This is a genomic window from Bifidobacterium primatium (assembly GCF_002802875.1).
In the GTDB taxonomy this organism is placed as follows: Bacteria; Actinomycetota; Actinomycetes; order Actinomycetales; family Bifidobacteriaceae; genus Galliscardovia; species Galliscardovia primatium.
On record NZ_PEBI01000001.1, the window covers coordinates 516,398 to 540,176 of the forward strand.

The window sequence follows — 23,779 nt, forward strand, 5'->3', positions numbered from 1 at the left end:
TCACAGATGCCGCATGTTTGACAAAAGACAATCGCTGATATTTCAGGCGTGTCGCCAGTTTTACAAATTATATTTGCAAAAGTCTTTTCTATAAGCTATAGTCAGTATCAACAACGCAACGAAGCAGCCGCCGCACAGGCGACGAAAACCAACCGCCATTCAACGACGACAGGAGGTGAACCACCATGATGAACTTCTTTGCCGATTCGGCCCTCGCGGAAGTGCAGTTCCGTCACCGCAGGGAACGTCTGGTCGGCCGCCTCACCCACATGTAAAGACCTTCGGCATACAGCCCTTCTGCGACACGGCCGTCGCCCGACATCCCCTTCCGGATTCATCACCCCGGATTCAACGAAGAATTCAAATACCAAACCACTTATCTCACGGACTTTTACATAAGAAGGAAATCATCATGAAGGCTCTTGTCCTCACCGGCGTCAAGCAGTTCGAAATCCAGAACCTGCCCACCCCCGAAATCGCACCGAACGAAGTGCTCATCAACACCGCATACGCCGGCGTATGCGGCACCGACCACGACCTGTACGCCGGCCGCCCAGGCTCCGCCGCCGCCGTCCCGCCGATCGTGCTCGGCCACGAGAACTCCGGCATCGTCGAAGCCGTCGGTGCCGAGGTCACCAACGTCAAGCCCGGCGACCGCGTGGCCGTCGACCCGAACATCTACTGCGGCCAGTGCGAGTACTGCCTCACCCAGCGCCCCGAACTGTGCGACCACCTCAGCGCCGTCGGCGTGACCCGCGACGGCGGCCTCGCCGAACAGTTCACCGCCCCCGCCTCCGTGGTCTACCAGCTGCCCGACAACGTGAGCCTGCGCGACGCCGCCGCCATCGAGCCCGTCTCCTGCGGCGTGCACGGCCTCGACCTGCTCGACCTCCACCCCTACCAGAAGGCCCTCGTGATCGGCGACGGCTTCATGGGCCAGATCTTCGCCCAGCTGCTCCAGGCCTACGGCGTGCATCAGGTGGACCTCGCCGGCATCTTCGACGACAAACTCGCCCGCAACAAGGAGAAGTTCGGCGTCACCGAAACGTTCAACACCACCCGCGAGCCGATTCCCGCCGACGCCTACGATGTCGTCATCGAGGCCGTCGGACTGCCCGCCACCCAGGCCCAGGCCGTTGCCGCCACCAAGAAGGGCGCCCAGGTGCTCATGTTCGGCGTCGGACCGCAGGAGGCCCACTTCGAGATGAACACCTACGAGATCTACAAGAAGCAGCTGACCATCCAGGGCTCCTTCATCAACCCGCTGACCTTCAAGGACGCCATCGCCCTCGTCTCCACCGGCAAGATGAACATCGGCGGCCTCATCAGCCACGAGCTCGAACTCGAAGAGGTGCAGGACTTCCTCGACGGCAAGATCAAGGGCGTCTCCAAGGCGGTCGTCAAGGTCGGCAAGTAAGCCTCGCTTCACTGCTGGGATGAGCGGGAGGGGTGTGCCCTTCGCTACACACTCAAGGCCGTTCGGCCTCGCTCCGGGGTTTGTTTGCAAAGCATAACAAACCCCTCCGCTGCCTACGGTTGCGAAGGGCGCACCCCTCCCTCCACCACGGTGGCGCGAGTACTTGGCCTCAAGGGTGTGGGAGCGGTAGCGCTCCATGCCTCTGGCTCCCCCTGAAGCTCAGGGGGAGCTGTCAGCCGCAAGGCTGACTGAGGGGGTTTGCCCCTCACGATACGAACCAATCCTCCAAGGTCCGATACGCATTCTGCGATCGTAGGCTAGTGAAGGGGTGCGCTGGGCTCTGCCAAGCCACACCTCGGAGCGAGGCCGCTGAGCCGTTAAAAGAACAGTCCGGTGGACTGTTCTTAGGCGATGCGAGCAGCCACCAAGGCTGCGAGGGCCAGCATCAGCTGGCTGCCTTGAGTGTGTCGAGCATCATACATCGGCACGTGGCGCGGCACAGCATTCACGCACACATTCGAAAAATTCCGCAATGAGGCGGGACACAGATTAGGAGAGACGACAATGATCAGGCTTTTTGAGAAATTCGGTATTCCACGGACCCTGCTGCTCGGATTCCTTGCCGTGGCCATCTTCATGACCGGCGATGGATTCGAGCTCACCTTCCTCTCCAAATACATGGTCGACCAGGGCTTCACCGCCTCGCAGGCGTCCCTGCTCGTCACCGTCTACGGTCTGTTCGCCGCACTCGGCGGCTGGACGGCCGGCGTGCTCGCCGAGATGTTCGGTGCCCGCCGCGTCATGATGTTCGGCGCATGCTGGTGGATCGGCGTGCATCTCGTCTTCCTCGGTCTCGCCCTGCCGAGCGGCATCTACCCGTTCATCCTGGGCATCTACGCGGTGCGTGGCATCGGCTACCCGCTGTTCATCTACTCGTTCGTCGTGCTCATGGCGCAGTACATCCCGCCGGCCCGACTCGCCTCCGCCACCGGCTTCTTCTGGACCTGCTTCTCGCTGGGCATCGGCGTGTTCGGCGCCTATCTGCCGAGCTACATCATGCCGCACTTCGGCGAGTACCGCACCTTCTGGTTCGCCCTGCCGTTCTCGATTATCGGCACCATCATGTGCTTCTTCTGCGTGCCGAAGAACAAGGTGCTCAAGGGCGACGGCCTGAGCACCACCGAAAAGCTGAAGGAGCTCACCGACGGCGCCACCATCCTGTTCACCAACCGCAAGATCGCCATCTGCGCCGTCATCCGCATCATCAACAACCTGCTGCTCTACGGCTTCCCAGTCATCATGCCGCTGTACCTGTGCACCACGAAATACGGCGGCATCAACATCTTCAGGACCGAGGAATGGATGCGCATCTGGGGCTTCGTGTTCGTCGTCACGCTGATCTTCAACACCTTCTGGGGCTGGTTCATGGACCGCTTCGGCTGGATCTGGCCCATGCGCTGGTTCGGCTGCGGCGTGCTGGCCGTCGGCTCCGTGCTCTTCTACTACATGCCCCGCTGGTTCGGACCGAACGCACTGATGATGATCGTCGCCTCCATCGTGGTCGGCATCGGCACCTGCGCGTTCTCCTGCCTGCCCACGGTCATGACGCTCGAGGCCCCCGACAAGCAGGGCGCGGCGCTCTCCGCCTACAATCTCGCCGCCGGCCTGACCACGTTCGTCGGCCCCGGCATCGCCACGGTGCTGCTGCCCGTCATCGGCATCGAAGGCATCTGCTGGACGTACGCGGCGCTGTACGTGGTGGCGCTGCTGCTCACGTTCACCCTGCATCCGAAGCAGCCCGGCTTCGACGAGAAGGGCCATCGCATCCCCGGCGCCAGGACCATCGGCGACGAGCTGGTCGAAGAGGCCGAGCAGGACATCACCCTCGTGGCCGCTTCCACCGCCAGCACCGGAAGCCCCGACGCCAAGACCACCAAGGTCATGGCCACCGCCTGACCACGGCTACCTTCCGGCTCCCCCTGCCTTGCAAGGGGAGCTGTCAGCCTCCAGGCGTGACTGATGGATTCGCCGGTCACGCCTCGGATTCCGAGCTTCACGCATCATCCTCCCCTGAACATCACCGTCGTACATCAATCGACGATTGCATCAAAGTATCATCATTCGGCAAATGGCGCGGCATTGCGGCGACGCCAGACACGACACGACTCCATACACTGAAATCACTCAAATCACCAACCCTCGCAAAGGAGCATCGACCATGGCCGATCCCAAGCCCATGACCGCATTCACCACCGATTTCCAACATTCCGGCATGCCCGCCAAAAACCTCGACGAAACCATCGAGTTCTACACGAAGAAGCTCGGCTTCGAGCTGGCCGGCCTGTTCCACAACGGCGAGAACCGCTGCGCGTTCCTACGCTACGGCCATCTGACCATCGAGACGTGGGAAGGCGACCCGGCGCCGATGGAGACCGGCGCCATCAACCACTGGGCGTTCGACACCCCGGATATCGAGGCCGCGTTCGAGAACGCCAAGGCGCTCGGCCTGCGCTTCAAGGACACCGAGATCCAGTCCATCCCCTCGTTCTGGAGCAACGGCATCCGCTTCTTCAACGTCTACGGCCCGAACAACGAGACCATCGAGTTCTGCCAGATCGTGTGAGGAAAAAAACACGACGAAAAGTGGCACGGGGTACGGGATTCCAGAGAATTCGTACTCCGTGCCACTTTTCTTAGCCGTATGCCCTTCGGAATCGTTGAAAAATCAACGATTCACATATCTCTGCGTACGTGAATTCCGGCACGGAACGAACAAAGCAATCGTTCTGTCGTTCCCTGCCAGGAAATTCCGCCACGGAACGACAGAACTCGTCATATCGACATTCCCCGCCAAGATAACCAGCCACGGAACGTGAGCCAAAACCCCTGCCATGGAATTGTTCTTCGGCAGTATCCCGTACGACGCTGGCGACCACCCACTCACCGGCCGGCATGGGCCTTGCGATACTTGGACGGTGTCATACCGGTCCGGGCCAGGAACCGACGGTTGAAATTGGAGGCATTGGCATAGCCGCTCAGTCGCCGGATTCTGGCGATGGGCATCGTCGTGGTGGTCAGCAGTCGGCATGCACGGCCGATTCTCAGCTGGCAGACGAAATCGGAGAACCCGATGCCGGCCACGTTCTTGAAGAACCGGGAAAACGTCGACGTACTCATCGATGCGGACCTCGCCGCCTGTTCGAGACTGACATCATCGAGATTCGCCGATATATAGGCGATCGTCGAGTTTATGGCGGCCTCGGCGCCGACCGCGGTATCGGGATTGTAATCCGGCGTGACCACCGTGCGGGATTCCTCTGCCGGAGCCTGTTCAAACACCGAAAGCAGAGCGACGAGATCGGCGACCCTCCATGACGGCGTATGACCGCCCATGGCCACCAGCAGATCGCCCGCGACCTTGGCCGACTCGCCGGAAAGCACGATGGCCTGCTGCGAGCGCCGCAGCACCCGTTCGAAACCAGCGGCCTCGGGGAAGATGCCCATCAGTCTGCGAACGGTCTGGGGACGGACGTGGCAGAGCACATCCCGCTGCGGCAACCGCTCCCCCGGGATGATGTCGGACAGCCAATTATGCGGCAGGTTTGACCCGACCATCGCCACATGACCGGCTTCGAACGGCATCAGCCCATCCCCTGCCATGAACTGTCCGCTGCCTTCACGAATGAGATGGAATTCGATTTGCGGATGGTAATGCCACTTGGCCAGCGAACTCGGGTATCCGTGGCATGCCCATCTGATCGAGGCGTCGGACTCGGGGACGATCACCTCAAGCGTTCCCGAACCGGAATGCGCATCGGCGTCGAATCCCCCGACCACCGTGCTTATCGGCCATGCATTCATGTCAATGCCCCTTGCCTATATTGCCGTGCCCCGTATCGTAAAGATGATGACGATGCTGTCGTTCCGTATCATACGACGGGAGGCCATCGACAGAACATCGATGGCCTCCCCATGTTCATACCCGAAATGTCACGGGACGGAGCGAGGCATCGGGAATCAGTCCCTGTCCACGGTGATTTGCAGCTTGATGTCGCCCGGGCGACCCTCGTCCATACGGTCGAAGGCGGCCTTGGCGTCCTTCATGGCGAACGTGTCGGTGATGAACGGCTTGAGGTTGAGCTTGCCGCTGGCGACCAGGTCGATGGCCTTCTGATACACGTTGGCGTAGCGGAACACGTTTTCGATGCGGACCTCGGTGGCCTGCAGCTCGGTGATGTCGATGGACACCGGGTTCACGGGGATGCCGACGAGCACTGCGCAGCCGCCGGGGGCGATGAGCTTCCAGAAGGTCTCGAACGCCTTGGGGGCGCCGGAGCATTCGAACGCCACGTCGGCGCCCCAGCCGCCGGTCTCCTCGCGCACGCGCTCGACCAAGTCCTCCTTGGTGAGGTCGACGGGGATGATGCCCGGAATCTGGCCGATGATGCCGAGCTTGACGTCGGAGACGTCGGAGATGATGACCTTGGAGGCGCCGCCGGCGAGCGCGGCGGAGGCGGTGAGCATGCCCACCGTGCCGGAGCCGGTGACCACGCACACGTCGCCGGGCCTGATGCGCGCCTTGGTGGCGGCCCACATGCCCACGGCGGTGGGTTCGAGCAGCGCGCCCTCGCCGAAGCTCATGTTGTCGGGCAGATGGTAGGTGAAGGCGGCCGGGTGGATGACCTCCTCGCACAGGCAGCCGTCGACCGGCGGGGTGGCGAAGAAGCGGACGGCCGGGTCGACGTTGTACATGCCGAGGCGGCTGGCGCGGGAGGTCATGTCGGGGATGCCGGGTTCGAGGGCCACGCGGTCGCCGGGCTTGAAGCCGGTGACGCCCTCGCCCACTTCGATCACGGTGCCGGCGGCCTCATGACCGAGGATCATCGGCTGCTCGACCACGTACTTGCCGACGCGGCCATGCGTGTAGTAGTGCAGGTCGGATCCGCAGACGCCCACGGTGTGCGGGGCGATACGCAGCTCGCCGGGGCCGGGGGCCGGAACGTCTGGGACCTCGCGCACATTGATGACGCCCTGCTTCTCGAGAACTACTGCCTTCATGGTGATACTCCTTTGTTGTTGGGGTTTATAGGGTTGGTTTGTTGTTGTTGAGGTTCGGGTCTATCGGGTCTGCCGGGGTCGCCGGATTCGCCGGAACACGGCCGAACGATCGTCGGTCATTCGGCCGGCCGGTTTCACTGCCAAGCCGGGTCAGGCCCGCCGCCGCGGTGATGACGGACTCGGCGCCGCCATCGATGGCTGCGACACGACCACGCTGTTCGCCCGGCTTATCAGTCGAATCGTCGGCAGTCTGCGCCACGGCGAGGCAACGACCATGCTCGTCGAATCCGGGCTGCTTCGGTCGGATGAAGAGCGAGATGGCGGAGCCGCCGATGTAGCAGATTGCGTAGGCCCAGCACACGCCGGCGAAGCCGACCGTCTCCAGCAGGATCGTCGCGATGAACGGACCGCAGAACGTGGTCAGTCCGGAGGCGAGGTTGTGTGCCGAGACCGCCGCACCCTTGTGCTCGGGCTCCAAGGCGGGGAAGATGGCGCCCATCGGCACGAATGCGGAGATGCCCATGCCCAGCACCACGGCGCACACATACATGACCGGCAGATTATGGCCGAGGAACTGCGGCACGTAGTACATGGCGAGCGTGCCGATGGCGGAGAGCCAGCAGCCCCACCAGCGCATCTGGCGCATCCAGCCGAAACGGTCGCCCATACGGCCCCAGAACACGTTGCCGAACACGGTGACGACGAAGAGCAGCCCCCAGATGGTGGACCATTCGGTGACCCGGAACCATGCACCGCCGCCGTTGTTGTGCGTGGCGAGGTACAGCGGCATGATGACCGGGAAGCCGTACAGCGTGAGGTTGCAGATGACGCGCAGCACCGCCGCGAGGGCGATCTGCCGGTTCTGTCCGAGGATGGTCACGCCGCGGGAAAGCTCCTGCAGCTTCTCCGTGGTGCTCATGGTATCGAGATTCTCATTGGTGGTCTTCGGCACGAAGAACAGACAGATGAGCATGCCGGCGATGGAGAACGGCAGCGATACCCACAGCGAATAGTATTCGCCGATCACCGGGGTGATGAACGCCGGCAGATAGGCGCCGAACACGCCGATGCCGAACGAGTAGGCCGTCCAGAACCATCCCATTGCCGAGGCCAGCTTGCCGGGGTCCACGGTCTGCGCCAGCAGCACCACGAACGAGTAGATGAACAGCGGGTAGCCCATGCCTCGCAGCGCATACACCAGCAGCATCAGCGGATACATATGGCTGGGAAGCGCCACGCCGATGAACACCAGGTGCAGTCCGATCCACGAGACGGCGCCGATGAGCATGATGCGCTTGGCGCCGAAGAGTTCGGCCAGCACGCCCGACGCCCATCCGGCCAAGGCCGCCACCAGTCCGTACATGGTGAACAGCATCGACGCCTGCGCCGAGGTGAATCCCTGATCGACCACGTACTTCGAAAGGAACGTCAGTTCGAATCCGTCTCCCGTCATGAATACGCCGATTGCCAGGAATCCTGGCAACAGTCTTCGCATCAGCCCCTGCGCCATGCTCGTCTCCTTACCGTGGAACTTCGTTGTCATCCGCCCGTCTTTGAAGCGTTAATACAAGTTTCGTTCCGAAAAACCACGGTTTTATGGCTGTCCACGGTAAAGAATTGATACTTTTTTGCAATGAGCGTGACTACATGCCCGGTATCTCATCGATGAGGATGCCACGTCTTCCGTCTCAACAACCACGAGAAGTGACACGGAATAAGAATCTTCGACAATTCCGTACTCCGTGCCACTTTTCTTAGCCGTATGTCTTTCGGAATCGTTGAAAAATCAACGATTCACATATCTCTGCGTACGTGAGTTCCGGCACGGAACGCAACAACGCGGCATGTACGCATTCCCTGCCATAGAGGCCGGCCACGGAACACAACATGCGACGAAATACCACTTCCGTACCAAAATCCCCGCCATGGAACGACATATACGGCAGGATGACACTTCCCTGCCAAAACGTCCGGTCAGGGAACACCGATATTGACGAGAAATATGTTCCCTGCCGCGCACAACCTACCGTATGACGAGATACAGCAGCATGGCGGCCACGATGACCACCAGTCCGATGACGATCACCACCGCCAGACCCGCGCGGATGCCGAACACGCGTCCGCGTTTCGGTTCGCGCGGGTCGGTCGCACGCCCGCTTTCCAGCAGCGTGGAGAACGCGCCGAACGCCACGAGCAGCGATCCCATGAGGATGAGCACCATGAGGGCGCGTGTGGGGAAAGCCAACCCGTCGCCCAACTGGATGGACGCGATGACGAACGAGATGATGCCGGCGAAGAAGCCGATGAACTCGAGCATGTCGATGCGTTCGTTGTCGAACCGGCGGCCGAGTTCGTCCATCTTGTCGTCGAGTTCGTGGGCGCGTTCCCGCTGCGCGGACTGCGCGTCGTCGATGACCGACGACAGCGAGCGCATGTTCGACAGCATGTTGCAGGTGTTGCGCGCGTCGAAGATCTCGTTCATCTCGGTCACGTACGTGCTTTCCTTGATGGTCCTGCCGCCGCCGGCCGAACCGTCCGTTCCATCCCCTGCCGAGTCGCCGTTCCCGCCGAGAGATTCCCGCCATGCGTTGTATCGTGCGTTTTCGATGTCGACGGCCTGCGAGAACTCGCGCTGCGCCTCGCCGTATCGGCCGAGGCAGGCGAGGATTCGCCCGTAGCTCACGTGGAAGATGGGATGCCAGCCTTCGCGCGGCCGTTTGTCGAACGCGGCCAGCAGTCCGTTCAGCGCCGCGATGTCGTCGTCCTCGGGCATCTGCCGGCCGGAGGAGATGAGTTCGCGTTCCACTCGGTCGAGGATCTGCTCGGTGTAGGTGTTGAGGAAGCCGATGTGGTCGGGCGCGATGTCGAGCGCCCGTCGCGCGGCCTGTTCGGCGCGCGGCTCGTCGCCGCCGTACAGGTGGAACATCGACAACGCGTACTGATACAGCGAGAATTCGCCGAGACAGACGTTCATCAACGGCACGAACCGACCCCAATAGCGCAGTCGCCGTTCGGCGTCGAATTCGCAGCGGTGGAACCATTCGAAGGCGATGAAGAACGCGGGCAGCAGCGCAAGGTCGTTCTTGTGGCGGGCACTGACGTCGAGCACGGAGTCGCTGATGTCGATGGCGTCGGCGCGGTCGAACGTCTCGTGTTCGATGACGTCCTCGCGCAGGTAGCGTTCGAATTCGGGATCGTCGGGCGAGACGCCGGCGAGATGGCCGTAGATGCCGCGCAGTCGTTCGATGACGTCCGTCGACACCGGAAATTCGGAGCCGGCGAGCTCACGCAGCAGGGCGTCGGCTCCGGGGAAGGCCGACGCCGACGCGGATATGTTGTCTTCGACGGAAACGCCGTCGTTCCTGGAACCGTCCGTCGCGGGGTTGTCGGTCATCGAAGGCCCTCCACTCATGTGCCCATACGCTTGTGCGACCCATATAATCGCAATTGACATCAGTGTATCGCCGCGAAAGCGACGTCGGGGCATTGATGCGGGAACGACAGGAAAGGAATGCCGATGAAGCCCGTGGTGGCGTTGATGATGCAGTATTCGGAGACCGTGGACGGCGCGTTCGACATCGACCCCGGCTATCTGCGGCTGCTGGAGTTCGCGGGGGCGAACATGCTGACCGTGGACCCGTCGGATGACGACGACTATCTGCTGGCCATGCTCGACCGCGCCGACGGCCTGCTGATTCCCGGCGGCAACGACATCGATCCTGCGCTGTACGGCGGCAAGACGCTGCCCGGCATGGACGAGCCGGTGCCGCTACGCGACCATGCCGAGGCGACGCTGCTGCGCGCCGCCTACGAGAAACATATGCCGTATCTGGGCGTATGCCGCGGATTGCAGATGATGTGCGTGCTGGCGGGCGGCAATCTCTACCAGCAGATCGCGGATGATGTTCCCGGCTCGCTCGACCATTGGCAGAAGACGCCGTTCGCCGAGCCGTCGCATGACGTGCGGCTGCTGCCGGGCACTCCCCTGCATCGCATTCTCGGCCGTGATTCGCTGCCGGTCAACAGCGTGCACCATCAGGCCGTGCATGAGACCGGTGACGGCGTGGAGATTCAGGCCGTCGCACCGGACGGCGTCGTCGAGGCCGCGTACCGCCCGGACCGCGAGTTCTTCATGGCCGTGCAATGGCATCCCGAGCAGACGCCGGCCGATGAGCCGAGCCGCCATCTGGCCCGTGCGTTCGTCGAGGCGTGCGACGGGTATCGGCGGGGACGGGCCTCGTAGACGACGCGCGCCATCGTTCGCCTGCCGTCACACGGGCCGTCTGCCGTCACACGTGACGAGGGGCGGACCACGTGACGGCACGACGCCTTTGTATTCGCATACAACGTCGCGCGGGGAAGTTGTGGGGCAGGACAATACACCGGACGCCACGGCACCGTACCATGGAAACGGATTGTCATAATTTTCGCCGGAATCGCGGGCGCGCAACGAAACGCATGGAGCGCCGAGAATCGAGGACCTATGAAGGAATACACGGAACCGGGAACCATCGAGGTGGCCGACGACGAGACCCTGTACTCGCTGCTCACCGACCGCATCGAACGCACGGGCGAGGACACGGTGATCGCCAGCCGCAAGACCGGCCCCGGCTCGTGGGCGAACATCACGACCGGTGAATTCCATCGGCTCGTACTGGCCTGCGCGAAGGGATTCATGGCGTTCGGCGTGAAGAAGGGCGATGCGGTGACGCTGTTCTCCGCCACCCGCTGGGAGTGGGGCGTGCTGGATTTCGCACTGGCGGCCATCGGCGCGGTGAACGTGCCAATCTACGACACCGATTCCGCCGCCCAGGCCAAGCGCATCCTCAATGACTCCGATGTGAAGATCGCCATCGCCGACGACGCCGAACGCTTCGACCGTCTGCATTCGGTGATGGACGAATGCCCGGCGCTGCAGCGCATCCTCATGCTCGACTCGAACGCGCTCGGCGCCTTGGAGGGCCTTGGCGTTTCGGTGAGCGACGAGGCATTGCAGGAGCGCATCGACTCCGTGCACGCCGACGACCTGGCGACCATCGTGTACACGTCCGGATCGACGGGCGCACCGAAGGGCGCGGAGCTCACGCACCGCAACTTCCTTTCCATCGTGCGTGCGGGATTCATCTGCATGAAGGAGATGATCTGCGACGACCATCCGCGCCTGCTGCTGTTCCTGCCGCTTGCGCACTGCTTCGCCCGATACATCCAGTACTGCTCCATCGGCTCCGACGACGGCGTGGTCGGCTACCTGCCCGACACGCATTCGCTGCTGCCCGACCTGCGTTCGTTCCGCCCGACGTATCTGCTCGGCGTGCCGCGCGTGTTCGAGAAGGTGTACAACGCCGCCTCGCGCAAGGCCGGCATGGGCATGAAGGGCCGTCTGTTCGCGAAGGCCGCCGAGGCCGCCCGCGATTGGTCACGCACCGCGCAGGAGGGCCGTCGCCATACGCTGAGGCAGATCTCCGAGCACGCGATGTACGAGTCGGCCGTGTATCGCACGGTTCGCGGCGCATTGGGCCCGAACATCAAGTACGTGGCCTGCGGCGGCGCGCCGCTCAACCCCGACCTGGCGCACTTCTTCGCCGGCATAGGCCTGCCGATGATCCAGGGCTACGGCATGACGGAGACGGCGGCGCCGTTCACCGTCACGCGTGTGGACGACAACCGCATCGGCACGGTCGGACGCTGCGCCCCCGGATCCTCGGTGCGCATCTCCGACGACGGCGAGGTGCAGGTCAAGGGCGCGAACGTGTTCCGCGGCTACCACAACCTGCCCGAGAAGACCGCCGAGGCGTTCACCGAGGACGGCTGGCTGAGGACCGGCGACCTCGGTTCGCTCGACGACGACGGCACGCTGACGATCACCGGCCGCGCGAAGGACATCATCATCACGGCCGGCGGCAAGAACGTCTCCCCCATCCCGATGGAGGAGATCATCAACACCTGCCCGATCGTGGACCATGCCGTGGTCGTGGGCGACGGCCGGCCGTTCATCGCCGCCGTGGTGACGCTGGACGTCGAGGGACTGGCCGCATGGCTGCCCGCCCACGGCCTGCCGGCGTCGACGCCGCTCGCCGAACTCGTCGACAACACGATGATCCGCAACGAAATCCAGGTGTATGTGGACCGCGCGAACGCGCAGGTCTCCCGCGCCGAATCCGTACGCAAGTTCGTCGTATTGGCCGACCATTTCACACAGGACAACGGCTGCCTGACGCCGTCGCTGAAGGTCGTGCGTCCGAAGGTCCTGAGCGTATTCGCCGACGTCATCGACCACGACATCTACGCCAACAAACGATGATCCAAAATCGAAACTTGGTAAAAACGGTCATAAGGACCTCGAAAATCCGTCCTTCATGACCGTTTTCACCAAGTTTCGTTACGACACGTCGTCGAGGCAGACTCTCGCGCGGTCAGGTGCGACGCCTGCGCAGGAGGACCACACCGGCTCCGGCGAGCGCGAGGGCCATGAAGGCGATGACGCCCACGGCCGTGCCCGTCCGGCTCAGCATGCCGGTCTGCTTCTGTCCATCGGCCCCGTTCCGGTCCGAGACCCCGCCGATGTCGGTCTGGCCGTCGCCATTGGCCGAACCGCCGTTGCCATTACCGTTACCGCTGGCTGAGATGCCGCCGTTCCCGGAACTGCTCGGACCGGGGTTCGGCTTCGGCTGCTCGCCGCCTCCCGTCTTCATCAGCGCCTTGCGGGCGGCGGTAAGGGCGTTCAGCGCGGTCGTCACCTGTTCAGGCGTGGCGTTCGGGTCGGCGAGCGTCTTCTCGGCGGTGGCGAGTGCCGTCGTATAGGCTTTCCACGTCGTTGCCGTGTAGTCCTTTTCGTTCAGTCCCTCGGCCTTGACCGCGGCGATGGCGTCCTTGAGCGGTTTGCGCTGCTCGTCGGTGGCCGGCTTGCTCGGCTCCGGCTTTTCGACCGGGTGAACGGCGGCCATCGCGGCCTTGAGGTCGGCGGTGGCCTTGGTCACCGCCGCCTGTGTGGCGTCGGCCACATCGACGGTCTTTTCGGCGGCGGCGAGCGCATCCTTGAACGCATCCCACGCGTCGTCGGCCTTGTAGTCGTCGGCGTTCATCTTCCTGGCCTCGTCCACGGCGGCCTTGAGCGCGGTCTTGTCGACCGTGGCCGTGCCGGCGACCTTCGCCCAGGTGACCATGCCGGTGGAGTTGCTGGCGGTCACGTAGGTCTCGCCGTCGCTACGGTTATTGGTCGCGTAGAACGGGATGGCCTGGATGCTGATGTCCTGCGACGAGTCGCCGTCGACGTACTTGGCCTTGCCGGTGATGACCATGGTTCTGCTGGCTTCCATGCCGGAGACGATCTCGCGGTATTCGGCCTTAAGCGTGTTCTTCCGGTCGCGTTGCAGCACGATCTTGCGCGGGTCGAAGTTCGCGATGCCGGAGTTGGCCTGCCTGTTGCCGGCCTTCTCCATGGAGAAGACGAGCGGTCCGCGTTCGATGACGGCCTTGCCCTGCTGGTCGACCACCTTCTCGTTGCCTTCGGTGAGCTTGATCTCCATCGGGAATCCGAGCTTGATGACGTCGCCCTTCTTCCATTCGCGTTCGATGGAGACGTAGCCCTTGGTCGCGGCGGCGGAGATCTTCTGCCCGTTGACGGTGATGGTCGGCGTCTCGTCGGTCTGTCCCTTGAGCCAGCTGGGGATGCGCACCTTGAAGGTGAACTTCCTGGCCTGTGCCGGGTTCACGGTCATCTCGACATTGCCGTCGTTCGGGTAGGCGGTCTTCTGCGTGACCTCCACCTTGGTGCCGTTGACGTTGATGTTCGCCTGACTGCCGATGTACATGTTCACGAACACGTCGTCGCCGTGCGTGGTGTACATGTATTCGCTCAGTCGGGCGAGCGTGCGCATGAGGTTCGGTGGGCAGCAGGCGCAGGCGAACCAGCTGGAGCGTCCGAGCGTGCCGCCGTTCTTGGTGGGCAGTTCGAGCCTGTTGGCGTAGTAGAAGCGGTCGCCGGTCATGTTCACGCCGTCGAGGATGGCGTTGTACATGGCGCGTTCCACCACGTCGGCGTATTTGGCGTCCTCATGCACGAGGTTCATACGCAGGTTCCAGTTCGCCAAGGCGATGGAGGCGCAGATCTCGGCGTAGGAGTCGTTGTTGGGCAGCTCGTAGTCGGCGCCGAAGTCCTCGCCATGGCTGGCCACGCCGATCGATCCGGTGACGTACATCTTGCGGTTGGCGACGGAATCCCACACGGCGTCGAGCGCGCTGAGGTATTCCTTCTCGGTTTCGCCGCCGACGAGCCTGGCCACGTCGGTCGCACCCGCGTACAGGTAGTTGGCGCGTACGGCGTGGCCGACGGCGTCCTTCTCCTGGGTGAACGGCAGCTTGTCCTGCGAGTATTCGCGCTGGCCCGGCGTGTAGCCGTCGTACTGGCTGTCGCGCAGCTTCGGGTCCTCGCCGCGGCGGTCGATGAGCGTCTGCGCGGTCTTGACGTACGGGGTGCCGGCGCCGGCGCCCTCATGCTGTTCGACGAGTTCGGAGAATTTGGCGAGCGCGAGCTCAATCTCCTCATGTCCGGGCACTTCGTGGCGCTTGCCGTTGGGGCCGAACAGGTTCACGATCTCGTCGGCGTAGCGTTTGGCGGCCACGTACATGCTGTAGTCGGGCTTGCCGATGCCTTCGCGGTAGCGGGTGTATGCCACGGCCGATTCGATGAAGTGGCCGGCGTTGTACATCTCATGATTGTTGAAGTTCCTCCAGCGGTGGGTACCGGGGGCGCGGCCGCCCGCATAGTCGGAGGAGCGCAGGGTGAAATGCGTGTTGATGTAGCCGTCGGCGTACTGCACCTTCTGGATGAGGTCCACCCATTCGGCGACCTTCGCCTCAAGTTTGGCCTTTTCGGCCACGACGTCGGGGTCGGTGTCGCCGTCCATGGAGGCGAGCGTGTAGCTGATGGCCTCAAGCGACTTGTAGATGTCGGAGTCCTGGAACACGTATCCCTTGAACGCCGAATACTCCTCGCCGTTGAGCTTCCTGACCGCGTTCCTGAAGTTGGGCTCACCGCCGGACGCCTCTTCGATGTGGCCGATGGACACCTCCAGCGACTTCATCATGTTGACCTTCTGCTTCGGAGACCAGAAGTCGTCGGTGAGCTTGACGTTCTCGAACGTGACGGATGTGTTCGCCGTGGAGGCGGCGGCCTTCTCGTTCACCTTCACCTCGGCCTTGGCCGGCAGCTGCACGCCGTTGACCGACACGGTGCCGTTCACTTCGAAGGACTTGCCCACCTGGTCGGCGGCGTATTTGGCGGCGTCCACCTTGTCCCACGTGACGGGCATGAGCTTGGAGTCGAACGTCTCGCCGAAGTCGTAGGAGACGGTCTTCTGCCCGGTGTTGTGCGTCGATGGGGTCGGATCGTCGAACTGGATGCCGTTGACGACGACGGTGTTGGGCAGAATCGGCGCGGCGCCGGCCACAGTGGACGTCGTGTAGGTGTCGACGCCGGTGACCTCCTCGACGGTCACGGGGAAGGTGGCGTTGCGCACCTCGCCGGTCTTGATGTCGGTGATGGCCACCTTGACGGTGCCGTCGCCCTTCTTCTGGCCGGTGATGGTGGCCTTGGCGGAGTCGGCGCCGGCCGTGACCTTGAGGGCGTCGCCTTCGGTGCTCCACGCGTACGTGAAGTTGCCGTTGTAGTCGTCAGGCAGCGCGGAGGCGGTGTAGGTGGCGTTCTCGCCGTTGATGATCTTCTTCTTGCCGGTGATCTTTCCGGCGATGAACTCGTTGGTGACGGTGGTGCCGTAGACCTCCCATTCGCCGATGCCGATGCCGGTCTTGGCGTCGACGCCGTCGGGACGGTCGACCATCAGACGGATCTTCGTGGTCTTGATGGGGCTCTTGGCATTGATGGCCACGCCGTTCCACATGCGGTTGTCGCCGTTGACCTTGCCGTCGGTGGCCTTGACGCCCACTTCGTCGGTCGTGTTGCCGTCGGCGTCGACCATGCCGGTGACGTCGGCCCACTGGCCGGTCCTGTGGTCGAAGTACTGCAGTCTGGCGCTCTTCGGATATCTGACGCCACCACCGTCGGCCCACCACATGACGCGCATGCTTTGGATGTTGCGCGGCTCGTCCCACTGCAGTTCGACCGGTTGCGGATAGTCGAGGTCGCCGGCCTGCTTCCACGTGTTCCAGGAGGTGTCGCTCTTGCCGGCGAGCGTCCTGTTGTTGATGTTGGCGGCGCTGGTGCCGGAGTTCGTGTATGTCACGTTGGCGGTGGCTTCGGGCGCGATGTTCTTGCCTTCGGCGATGCCGGGCTGGTAGTCGGCCGACTGGGCGCCATAGGCCTCCCATTCGCTGATGCCGATGCCGTTCCTGCCAGTGCCGTTGCGCTGAATCTGCATACGCAGCGCCGTGGTTTCGATGTCGCCGTCGAACAGCACCTCGTTCCAGTACTTGTTGGCGCCGTTGAGTCCGTTGCCGTCGGACGTGTCGTATTTGACGCCCATCTGGTCGGTGCTCTTGCCGTCCTCGTCCTTCATGCCGGTGAGCCGGGCCCAGGTGCCGTCGTCCTTGAGGTATTCGATGGTCGCGGACTTGGGGAACGTCACATGGTCGCTACTGGAGATGTCGTTGCTGTCTGCCCACCAGATCACACGAGATCCGGAGAGCTTCTGCTTGCTTTTCCACGTCAGCTGGACCTTGGTCGGATAGTCGACGGTGCCCTGCGACCAGGTGTTCCATGATGTCGCCGCCGCGCCGGCCTCATAGCCGTCGTTGACGTTGGATGCCGGGGTGTTTTCCTTCTCGGCGCTCGCGGTGGCGTAGATGGCCAGATTGGTGAGGTTTTTGTTCACCCAGTCGACCGCGGCCTGGGCCGGCGTGACCGAGAACACCATGGCCATGCTGACCAGTATGCCGGCCACCGCCATCAGCAGCCGACTCTTCAGTACGGGTTTTCGCACGTTTTCTCCTTACTTCCTCATAAGAGAAACACACATCATCGTGAGATGTCATGTATGCGCCTTCTCTCCGTAGAGTGAGCGCTCACATATCATTATAACAATTTCATATACAATGTAACCGATTTCACATAAAATTGGGAAAATATACCCATTTGTTGCGAAATATTTTCGCAACAAATGGTCGTCCAAGGGCCTCGACCTTCCGGATCCCATCCCGCCAGATTCTCTCAACCCAATCCTCCGCCAAGTCATCCCGCCAGACTCCCTGACCCAATCTTCCGCCAGACCATCCCACCGGCCCCGTCCGACATTCCCCCTCCCACTGATTTTCTCGTCCGCCCCACTCACTCAATCCCGCCGCCCAAAATCGAAACTTGGTAAAAACGGTCATAAGGACCTCGAAAATCCGTCCTTCATGACCGTTTTTACCAAGTTTCGGGTAAGGATCACGACCCGTCGTTGCGGATGCCGAAGGGGATGTGCACAGCGGGGATCTTCAGTGACGGATTCTCGAGATTCGACAATTGGTCGTCGAAGAAGATGTGCGGCTGGACCTCGTTGAGGAACGGGGTCTTGTTGAGGCCGCCGAGGAAGAACGCCTCGTCGACGGCCAGCCCCTTCTCCTCGAGCGTACGGATGGCGCGTTCGTGCGCCGGTGCGCTTCTAGCGGTCATCAGATACACGCGCAACGACGGCTTGTGTTCGGCCGTGCTGGCGCGCGCGGCCCGCTGCAGCCGGTTCAGTCCCTTGAGCAATTGCTCGAGCGGGCCGTTCTCGAGCGGCCGGTCGGCGTTCATCATCTCGTGTTCGCCGTACCGTTTGGTCGCGTGTTCGGGGTCGATGGCCTGGACCTGCTGGAACAGGCGTTCGGAGGAGTCTCCGGCGAGCACGCCGTCGAAATCGAAGGCGACACGCAGTTCGCCGTCGTCGGCGATGTGCTGGCCGTTGAACGGCAGCACGAGTCCGGCCGGCAGCCCCTTGCCCACGGCGTTCTTGACCTCGTCGGCGTTGGCCGACAGGAACAGCGCCATGTTGAATTCGCGCATCAGCGGGAACGTGGACGCGCCGCCGCGGAACACGGCCCGCGTGATGTCGAGGTCGTAGTGACGGATGCTGTTCATGATGCGAAGGCCCGTACGCGGACTGTTGCGCGACAATACGACGACCTCGACGCCTTCGTCGGGATCGTCGAACAACGTATTGAATTTCAGGAGTCGCGATACGAACGGGAATGCGGTGCCGGGCTCGAGCGGGTCGTCGACATGCTCCTGCTGGTATCGCTCGTATGGTCCGACGCCGTCGCGGTCGTAGATGCCGTTGGCCTCCTCGAGGTCGAACAGCGCGCGCGACGATACGCCGATGACCAATGCCTTGCGTGATAGATCGGCCATGATGTCCCCCTGCCGTCGATGCCGATATGCCGGTTCCCTCATTATCGGCCATTGCCGAACATTGTATCGGCCGAGACGAAAAAGCCTCCCTCATCGGAGGGAGGCTTCGGTGGTCGATGGTCGGCCGACATGATTGCCGGTCGACCGCCGAGGTCACGGGTCGGTTCGTGTAATCATCGGACGGTGTGCACTCTCCGGCCGATGACCACACGAACCGCAGTTACCGCGAATCAGGCCTTGCGACGGCGGACGATGGCCGCGCCGGCAAGGGCCGCGATGGCGGCGAACACGGCGATGCCTGCCACGGCTGCGCCCGTGCGACCCAGCTGCTTGGCCGGGGTCTTGGGCTGCGCCTGCGGCTTGGCGGCCGGGGTCGTCGGCTTTTCGGCCGGCTTGGACGGCTCGACGGGCTTGGCCGGGGTGAGCGGCGTGGCGGGGATTGAGGTGTGGTTCACGAACGCGATGGCGTCGACAGCGGTCTTCGTGCCGTCGGCGGCGGTCTTCTCGATCGCGGTCTTCTCGATGGTCAGTCCGCCCTTGGTGTCGTCGACCACGGTGTACGTGACGGCGTAGGTGGTGTCGTCGTACTTGACGTTCTTCTGGGCGTCGTTGGTTTCGGCCACCTTGTAGGTGTAGGTGCCGGCCTTGTCGAAGGTGACGGTGCCGAAGTTCACGCTGCCGTCGGCGTCGTTCTTCGCTGTCGGGTGCTGGAACTTCGGGGCGTCCTCATCGTCGGAGGCGGCGGTGAAGGTGAACTGGTCGTCGGCGAGCTTGGTGCCGGTGAGGGTCTTCTTGGCGGTGAGCGGGTCGGAGGTCACGTCGCCGGTGACGGCGTACGTGTTCTTGAACTCGCTGCTGGCGGTGCCGGGCGTGGCGACGGCCACGAGCTGGCCCTTGCCGTTGTCGGTGACCTTCACGTTGACCACGTAGGCGTGGGTGTCATAGGTGACGCCGGGGATGTCGCCCTTGATCTCGTAGATCTTGAACGAGTAGTCGCCGGCCTTGGCGAAGGTGATGTCGCCGAAGTTGAAGGCGCCGTCGGCGGCGGTCTTGTCGACGGTCACGGTGGTGTCCTTGGGCAGCGTCACGTCGCCGGCCTTGACGGCCGCGGCGGTGTCGTCGTTGTTGGCGTCGAGGGTGAAGGCGAACTTGTCGGTGTCGAGCCACTTGTCATCGGCACGGCCGGTGAACGTCTTGGTGCCCTTGAGGTTGTCCTTGCCGCTCAGGGTGACGGGCTTGACGCTGTAGGTGTTGGTCACGGTGATGGTGCCGGAGTCGGCCTTGCCGGCGGCGAACTTCTTGTTGTTGTCGCCGGAGATGGCGACGGTGTAGCCTTCGGCCACGGTCGGCTCCTTGACGCTCCACGTGTAGGCGTCGAGACCGGCGGGGACGATGACGTCCTTGGTCCAGTTGCCGGCCTCGTTGAGGATGACGTCGGCGTACTTGGCGCCGTCCTTGTCGAGTTCGACGGTCACGTCGGACTTGGGGCCGCTGCCGGCCCAGACCTTCTTGACGGTCACCTTGGAAACGGGCACGTCGATGTTGCCGTGGGGCAGCGGGAACGGAGTGCCGGACTTCACGGTCTCCTTGCCGTTGACGGAGGTGACGACGTCGTAGCTTACCGTGGCGTCGTCGTTGGACGGCAGCGTGGATTCCTTGCCGTTCTCCACGGCCTTGTCGTAGGCGGCCTGCGTGGGCTTGAGCGTCACGGACAGCTCGTACTTGACGGCGTCAAGGTTGGTGGAGCCGAGGTTCCAGGTGATGTTCTTGCCGTCGACGGTCGGGACGGGCGCCGCGGCCCATGCCTTGCCGTCTTTGGTGGCGGTGAACTTCGGGGTGCCGTCGGCGAAGGTCACGTAGTCGGAGAGCGTGTCCTTGATGACGACGTTGCGGTAGGCGGCGGAGGTGGTGATCTTCTCGAAGATGCTGTTGAACGCATCGTTGAGCTTGGCGGAATCGCTGCCGTCGAAGAAGGTGCCCTCGGCCTCACGGGCGAGGTCGTCCATGCGTGCGTTGGCGTCGCGGTCGGCGCTCACGGAGTACAGCACGGCGTTGCCGCGTCGGTTGGCCTCGGCGAGAGCGGCGGCGTAGTTGAGGCCGCGCGGGTCGTCCTGACCATTGCCGGTGTATCCATTGCGGCCGTCGTTGCGGAAGGTGGGCAGGCCGTCGGAGAGGAACACGATGTACTTGGTGGCGCCGGGACGGGCGGATACGGCGTTGGCCTTCTCGAGGGCGTCGTCCCAGTTGGTGCCGCCCCTGTTGTTGCCGTTATAGTTCGGCTGGCCGCCGATGGCTGCGGCGACGCCGTTGGCGCTGGTGGTCCAGTTCGTCGCGTCCTGCGCGGTGGTTTCGAACGTTACGACGGACATGCGCACGGCATCGGCCTTGGCGTTGTCGGCGGTGAGCAGCTTGTTCGCCAGGTCGGTGGCGGCCTTCTTGGCGGTGTCGAAGCGTTTGCCCTTCATGCTGTTGGACTTGTCGACGACGAGTACGATGTCGGCCGGCGTGGTCTTGACGGCGCTGTCTTCGGCGGTCTTGCCGGTGACGCTGAGCTTCATCGTGTAGGTGCCGTCGCCGTTCGGCGTGACGGTCTTGGAGCTTTCGGGCTGCGGCAGCGTGGCCGTGGTTTCGGTGGCCGAGGCGACGCTGGCGCCGGCGATGGCCATGGTACCGAAGGTGGCGATGGATACGACCGCCGCCACGGCTGCCTTGGCGATGCCGCGCAGGCCGCGTTTCTCGGCATGCGTACGCAAAGGACTCATTTCATTCTCCCCTCATGCGGACTCGCGTCGTGGTAGCCTCGATGACGCGGAGTCCGCGAATCAGTGAAATATCCGTGGATATAGTTCAATGAGTCACGCTAGCTTTTGAATCCCCGGCGGATGAACCCCCTGACGACCCCTCGAAAATAAGGGAACGCTCCCCTGTTTGACGATGCCGCATTGTGATTGCCTGATGGATGACGATCAGTCGAAATCCCCCGTTTTCAACAAATCATCACATAGTGTTCTTCGTCACGTCATCCCCGATGCGCCAAAAACAACAAGCCCCATTCGGAATATTCCGAACGGGGCTGACAAATCCGTCAATCAGTGACGAAATCATTACATAACGCGTGTGGCTTCGGTACGCTGGAAGATGAAGGCGTACGAAGGTACGTCGATTCTTCCAGCGTGCCGAAGACACTCCGTTATTTAGTGACGGTTGTTGAGGCGGTGGTACATCTCGGACAGCTCCAGCTCCTTCTCGAACTGGCGCGTGGTGGTGTTCTCGTCGATGACGGCGAGTTCGACGCCGGCGATGCGGGCGAAGTCCTCCCAGGCCTCACGACCGACGGAGGTGGTCATGCAGGTGTGGTGGGAGCCGCCGGCGGTAATCCAGCACTGGACGGCGGTCTTCAGGGACGGCTGCGGCTTCCAGACGGCGCGGGCGCACGGGAGCTCCTTGAGGGAGCCCTGCGGCTCGACGACGTCGACGACGTCCATGAGGAGGCGGAAGCGTTCGCGCTCGTCGGCCATGGAGACGACGACGGCATCCTTCTTGGGGGCGCCGGAGAAGACGAGGCGGACGGGGTCGGCCTTGCCGCCGATGCCGAGCGGGTGGATCTCGAGCTTCGGCTTGGCGATGGTGCCGATGGACGGGGAGACCTCGAGCATGTGGGAGCCCATGTCGAGCTCGTTGCCTTCGGTGAAGTTGTAGGAGTAGTCCTCCATGAGGGAGGCACCACCTTCGAGGCCGTAGCCCATGACGGCGCCGATGCGGACGAGGACGGCGGTCTTCCAGTCGCCTTCGGCGGAGAAGCCCCAGCCGTACTCGGCGGGGAAGCGCTGCGGGCCGACGCCGGGGAGCTGCGGGAGGGCGCCGAGGTCTTCGAAGTTGTCGACGCCGGCGGTGCAGCCGTTGGCGCGCATCATGTTGACCATGGCGGCCTCTTCCTTGGCGGCGATGAAGAGGGAGTCGTACTTGGCGTCGAGGAGGGCCGGGTCGATGTCGTACTTGGCCTTGTAGTCCTCGATGATCTCCTTGACCTGGTCGTCCTTGACGGCGTCGTAGGCGGCGACGAGCTCGTTGACGGCCCAGGTGTTGATGGAGGCGCCGAAGACGCGCTCGGCTTCGGTCTTGTCGCCTTCGGTGACGGCGACGTTGCGCATGTTGTCGCCCCAGCGCATGACCTTCATGTTGTTGGAGGCGTCCCAGCCGGCGCAGGCGCGGGCCCAGGTGCCGACCTTCTCGGCGACTTCGGGGTCGGTGTAGTGGCCGACGACGATCTTGCGCGGGATGCCGAGGCGGGAGACGATGTAGCCGAACTCACGGTCGCCGTGGGCGGCCTGGTTCAGGTTCATGAAGTCCATGTCGATGGTTTCCCACGGGATTTCCTTGTGGTGCTGGGTGGCCAGCTGCAGGAGCGGCTTGGTGAGCACTTCGAGGCCGCGGATCCACATCTTGGCCGGGGAGAAGGTGTGGCACCAGGTGATGACGCCGATGACGTTGGGGTTGGCGGAGGCTTCGACCATGAATTCCTTGACGCCGTCGGAGGACTTCAGGGTGGGCTTGAGGACGATCTTGGCCGGGATCTTGCCGGTCTTGTTCAGGTAGTCGACCATTTCGCCGGAGTGGATGGCGACCTGGCGAAGGGCTTCCTCACCGTAGAGGTCCTGCGAGCCGACGCCGAACCAGATTTCCTTGCCCTCGAAGGGGTTTTCGAATGCCATAATTGGCTCCTTTTGTGTTGTGGTTACTTCTTTGTGTAAGTGTTTGAGTTATTGCACGGCCCGACGTGTGCGGATTTGGCACGGCGGGAGGCGAAGGCGTACGAGGGTACGTCGAGTCTCCCGCCCCCGCCGTGCCGGAGACGTTCCGTCAGGTCTGACGCGTGCGGCCGCAAGGCGCGGACAACGAAGGCGTACGAAGGTACGTCGGGTCTCCCGCAACGCCGCGGATGTTCCGTCGATGCGTGTGTCATCAAGGCGCGGGAG

12 protein-coding genes and 1 pseudogene are annotated in these 23,779 nt (G+C 63.0%); 5 read left to right on the top strand and 8 right to left on the bottom strand.

Translation table 11 applies throughout. The features are described 5' to 3' along the window. Window positions 1-412: 412 nt before the first annotated feature. The 3 genes from CS006_RS02015 to CS006_RS02025 all read left to right on the top strand — a co-directional run bounded on the left by CS006_RS02015 (window position 413) and on the right by CS006_RS02025 (window position 4,040). The gene (locus CS006_RS02015; RefSeq protein ID WP_100510098.1) at window positions 413-1,417 is read left to right on the top strand and encodes a zinc-dependent alcohol dehydrogenase family protein; all 1,005 of its coding nucleotides are present in this window, start codon (window positions 413-415) and stop codon (window positions 1,415-1,417) included. A gap of 564 nt (window positions 1,418-1,981) precedes the next feature. Then, window positions 1,982-3,373, top strand: coding sequence for an MFS transporter (locus tag CS006_RS02020; RefSeq protein ID WP_100510099.1), 1,392 nt, complete (start codon window positions 1,982-1,984; stop codon window positions 3,371-3,373). Window positions 3,374-3,635: 262 nt separating this feature from the next. Beyond that, the gene (locus CS006_RS02025) at window positions 3,636-4,040 is read left to right on the top strand and encodes a VOC family protein (protein ID WP_207759985.1); all 405 of its coding nucleotides are present in this window, start codon (window positions 3,636-3,638) and stop codon (window positions 4,038-4,040) included. A 317-nt stretch (window positions 4,041-4,357) separates the two neighbouring features. Here CS006_RS02025 and CS006_RS02030 read toward each other — a convergent pair whose 3' ends face one another. From CS006_RS02030 to CS006_RS02045, 4 genes and pseudogenes are all read right to left on the bottom strand, one after another. Then, window positions 4,358-5,278, bottom strand: a complete 921-nt coding sequence (locus CS006_RS02030) for an AraC family transcriptional regulator (RefSeq protein ID WP_100510100.1) — start codon at window positions 5,276-5,278, stop codon at window positions 4,358-4,360. 156 nt (window positions 5,279-5,434) lie between these two features. Continuing rightward, window positions 5,435-6,475, bottom strand: coding sequence for an NAD(P)-dependent alcohol dehydrogenase (locus CS006_RS02035; RefSeq protein WP_100510101.1), 1,041 nt, complete (start codon window positions 6,473-6,475; stop codon window positions 5,435-5,437). Between the two features lie 250 nt (window positions 6,476-6,725). Continuing rightward, window positions 6,726-7,985 (bottom strand): annotated as a pseudogene (locus CS006_RS02040) (MFS transporter); the annotation flags it as partial. 513 nt (window positions 7,986-8,498) lie between these two features. Then, window positions 8,499-9,869: a tetratricopeptide repeat protein gene (locus CS006_RS02045; RefSeq protein WP_100510102.1), complete on the bottom strand. Its 1,371-nt coding sequence runs from the start codon at window positions 9,867-9,869 to the stop codon at window positions 8,499-8,501. Between the two features lie 117 nt (window positions 9,870-9,986). Here CS006_RS02045 and CS006_RS02050 point away from each other — a divergent pair, with 117 nt between their 5' ends. Both CS006_RS02050 and CS006_RS02055 read left to right on the top strand, forming a co-directional pair. Continuing rightward, window positions 9,987-10,718 carry a gamma-glutamyl-gamma-aminobutyrate hydrolase family protein gene (locus CS006_RS02050; protein ID WP_100510103.1) on the top strand — a complete coding sequence of 244 codons (732 nt, stop codon included), beginning with the start codon at window positions 9,987-9,989 and terminating at the stop codon, window positions 10,716-10,718. A 240-nt stretch (window positions 10,719-10,958) separates the two neighbouring features. After that, a complete protein-coding gene (locus CS006_RS02055; RefSeq protein ID WP_100510104.1) occupies window positions 10,959-12,776 on the top strand; it encodes an AMP-dependent synthetase/ligase in 1,818 nt (605 codons plus the stop codon). A gap of 112 nt (window positions 12,777-12,888) precedes the next feature. On the opposite strand, the gene CS006_RS02060 is transcribed toward CS006_RS02055, so the two are convergent. The 4 genes from CS006_RS02060 to araA all read right to left on the bottom strand — a co-directional run bounded on the left by CS006_RS02060 (window position 12,889) and on the right by araA (window position 23,515). Further along, window positions 12,889-17,412 (bottom strand): beta-L-arabinofuranosidase domain-containing protein, encoded by a 4,524-nt coding sequence (locus CS006_RS02060; RefSeq protein WP_100510105.1) that lies wholly within the window; start codon window positions 17,410-17,412, stop codon window positions 12,889-12,891. Window positions 17,413-17,858: 446 nt separating this feature from the next. Continuing rightward, window positions 17,859-18,803, bottom strand: coding sequence for a 5'-nucleotidase (locus CS006_RS02065; RefSeq protein WP_100510106.1), 945 nt, complete (start codon window positions 18,801-18,803; stop codon window positions 17,859-17,861). Window positions 18,804-19,033: 230 nt separating this feature from the next. After that, window positions 19,034-21,565: a Spy0128 family protein gene (locus CS006_RS02070; RefSeq protein WP_100510107.1), complete on the bottom strand. Its 2,532-nt coding sequence runs from the start codon at window positions 21,563-21,565 to the stop codon at window positions 19,034-19,036. A 432-nt stretch (window positions 21,566-21,997) separates the two neighbouring features. Then, window positions 21,998-23,515, bottom strand: coding sequence for an L-arabinose isomerase (gene araA, locus CS006_RS02075; protein ID WP_100510108.1), 1,518 nt, complete (start codon window positions 23,513-23,515; stop codon window positions 21,998-22,000). Window positions 23,516-23,779 lie beyond the last annotated feature (264 nt).

Excerpts from the sequence above, each read along its gene's own strand:
- CS006_RS02015 (WP_100510098.1), top strand. The coding sequence starts at position 413 with ATGAAGGCTCTTGTCCTCACCGGCGTCAAGCAGTTCGAAATCCAGAAC.
- CS006_RS02020 (WP_100510099.1), top strand. The coding sequence starts at position 1,982 with ATGATCAGGCTTTTTGAGAAATTCGGTATTCCACGGACCCTGCTGCTC.
- CS006_RS02025 (WP_207759985.1), top strand. The coding sequence starts at position 3,636 with ATGGCCGATCCCAAGCCCATGACCGCATTCACCACCGATTTCCAACAT.
- CS006_RS02030 (WP_100510100.1), bottom strand. The coding sequence starts at position 5,278 with ATGAATGCATGGCCGATAAGCACGGTGGTCGGGGGATTCGACGCCGAT.
- CS006_RS02035 (WP_100510101.1), bottom strand. The coding sequence starts at position 6,475 with ATGAAGGCAGTAGTTCTCGAGAAGCAGGGCGTCATCAATGTGCGCGAG.
- CS006_RS02045 (WP_100510102.1), bottom strand. The coding sequence starts at position 9,869 with ATGACCGACAACCCCGCGACGGACGGTTCCAGGAACGACGGCGTTTCC.
- CS006_RS02050 (WP_100510103.1), top strand. The coding sequence starts at position 9,987 with ATGCCGATGAAGCCCGTGGTGGCGTTGATGATGCAGTATTCGGAGACC.
- CS006_RS02055 (WP_100510104.1), top strand. The coding sequence starts at position 10,959 with ATGAAGGAATACACGGAACCGGGAACCATCGAGGTGGCCGACGACGAG.
- CS006_RS02065 (WP_100510106.1), bottom strand. The coding sequence starts at position 18,803 with ATGGCCGATCTATCACGCAAGGCATTGGTCATCGGCGTATCGTCGCGC.
- CS006_RS02070 (WP_100510107.1), bottom strand. The coding sequence starts at position 21,565 with ATGAGTCCTTTGCGTACGCATGCCGAGAAACGCGGCCTGCGCGGCATC.
- araA (WP_100510108.1), bottom strand. The coding sequence starts at position 23,515 with ATGGCATTCGAAAACCCCTTCGAGGGCAAGGAAATCTGGTTCGGCGTC.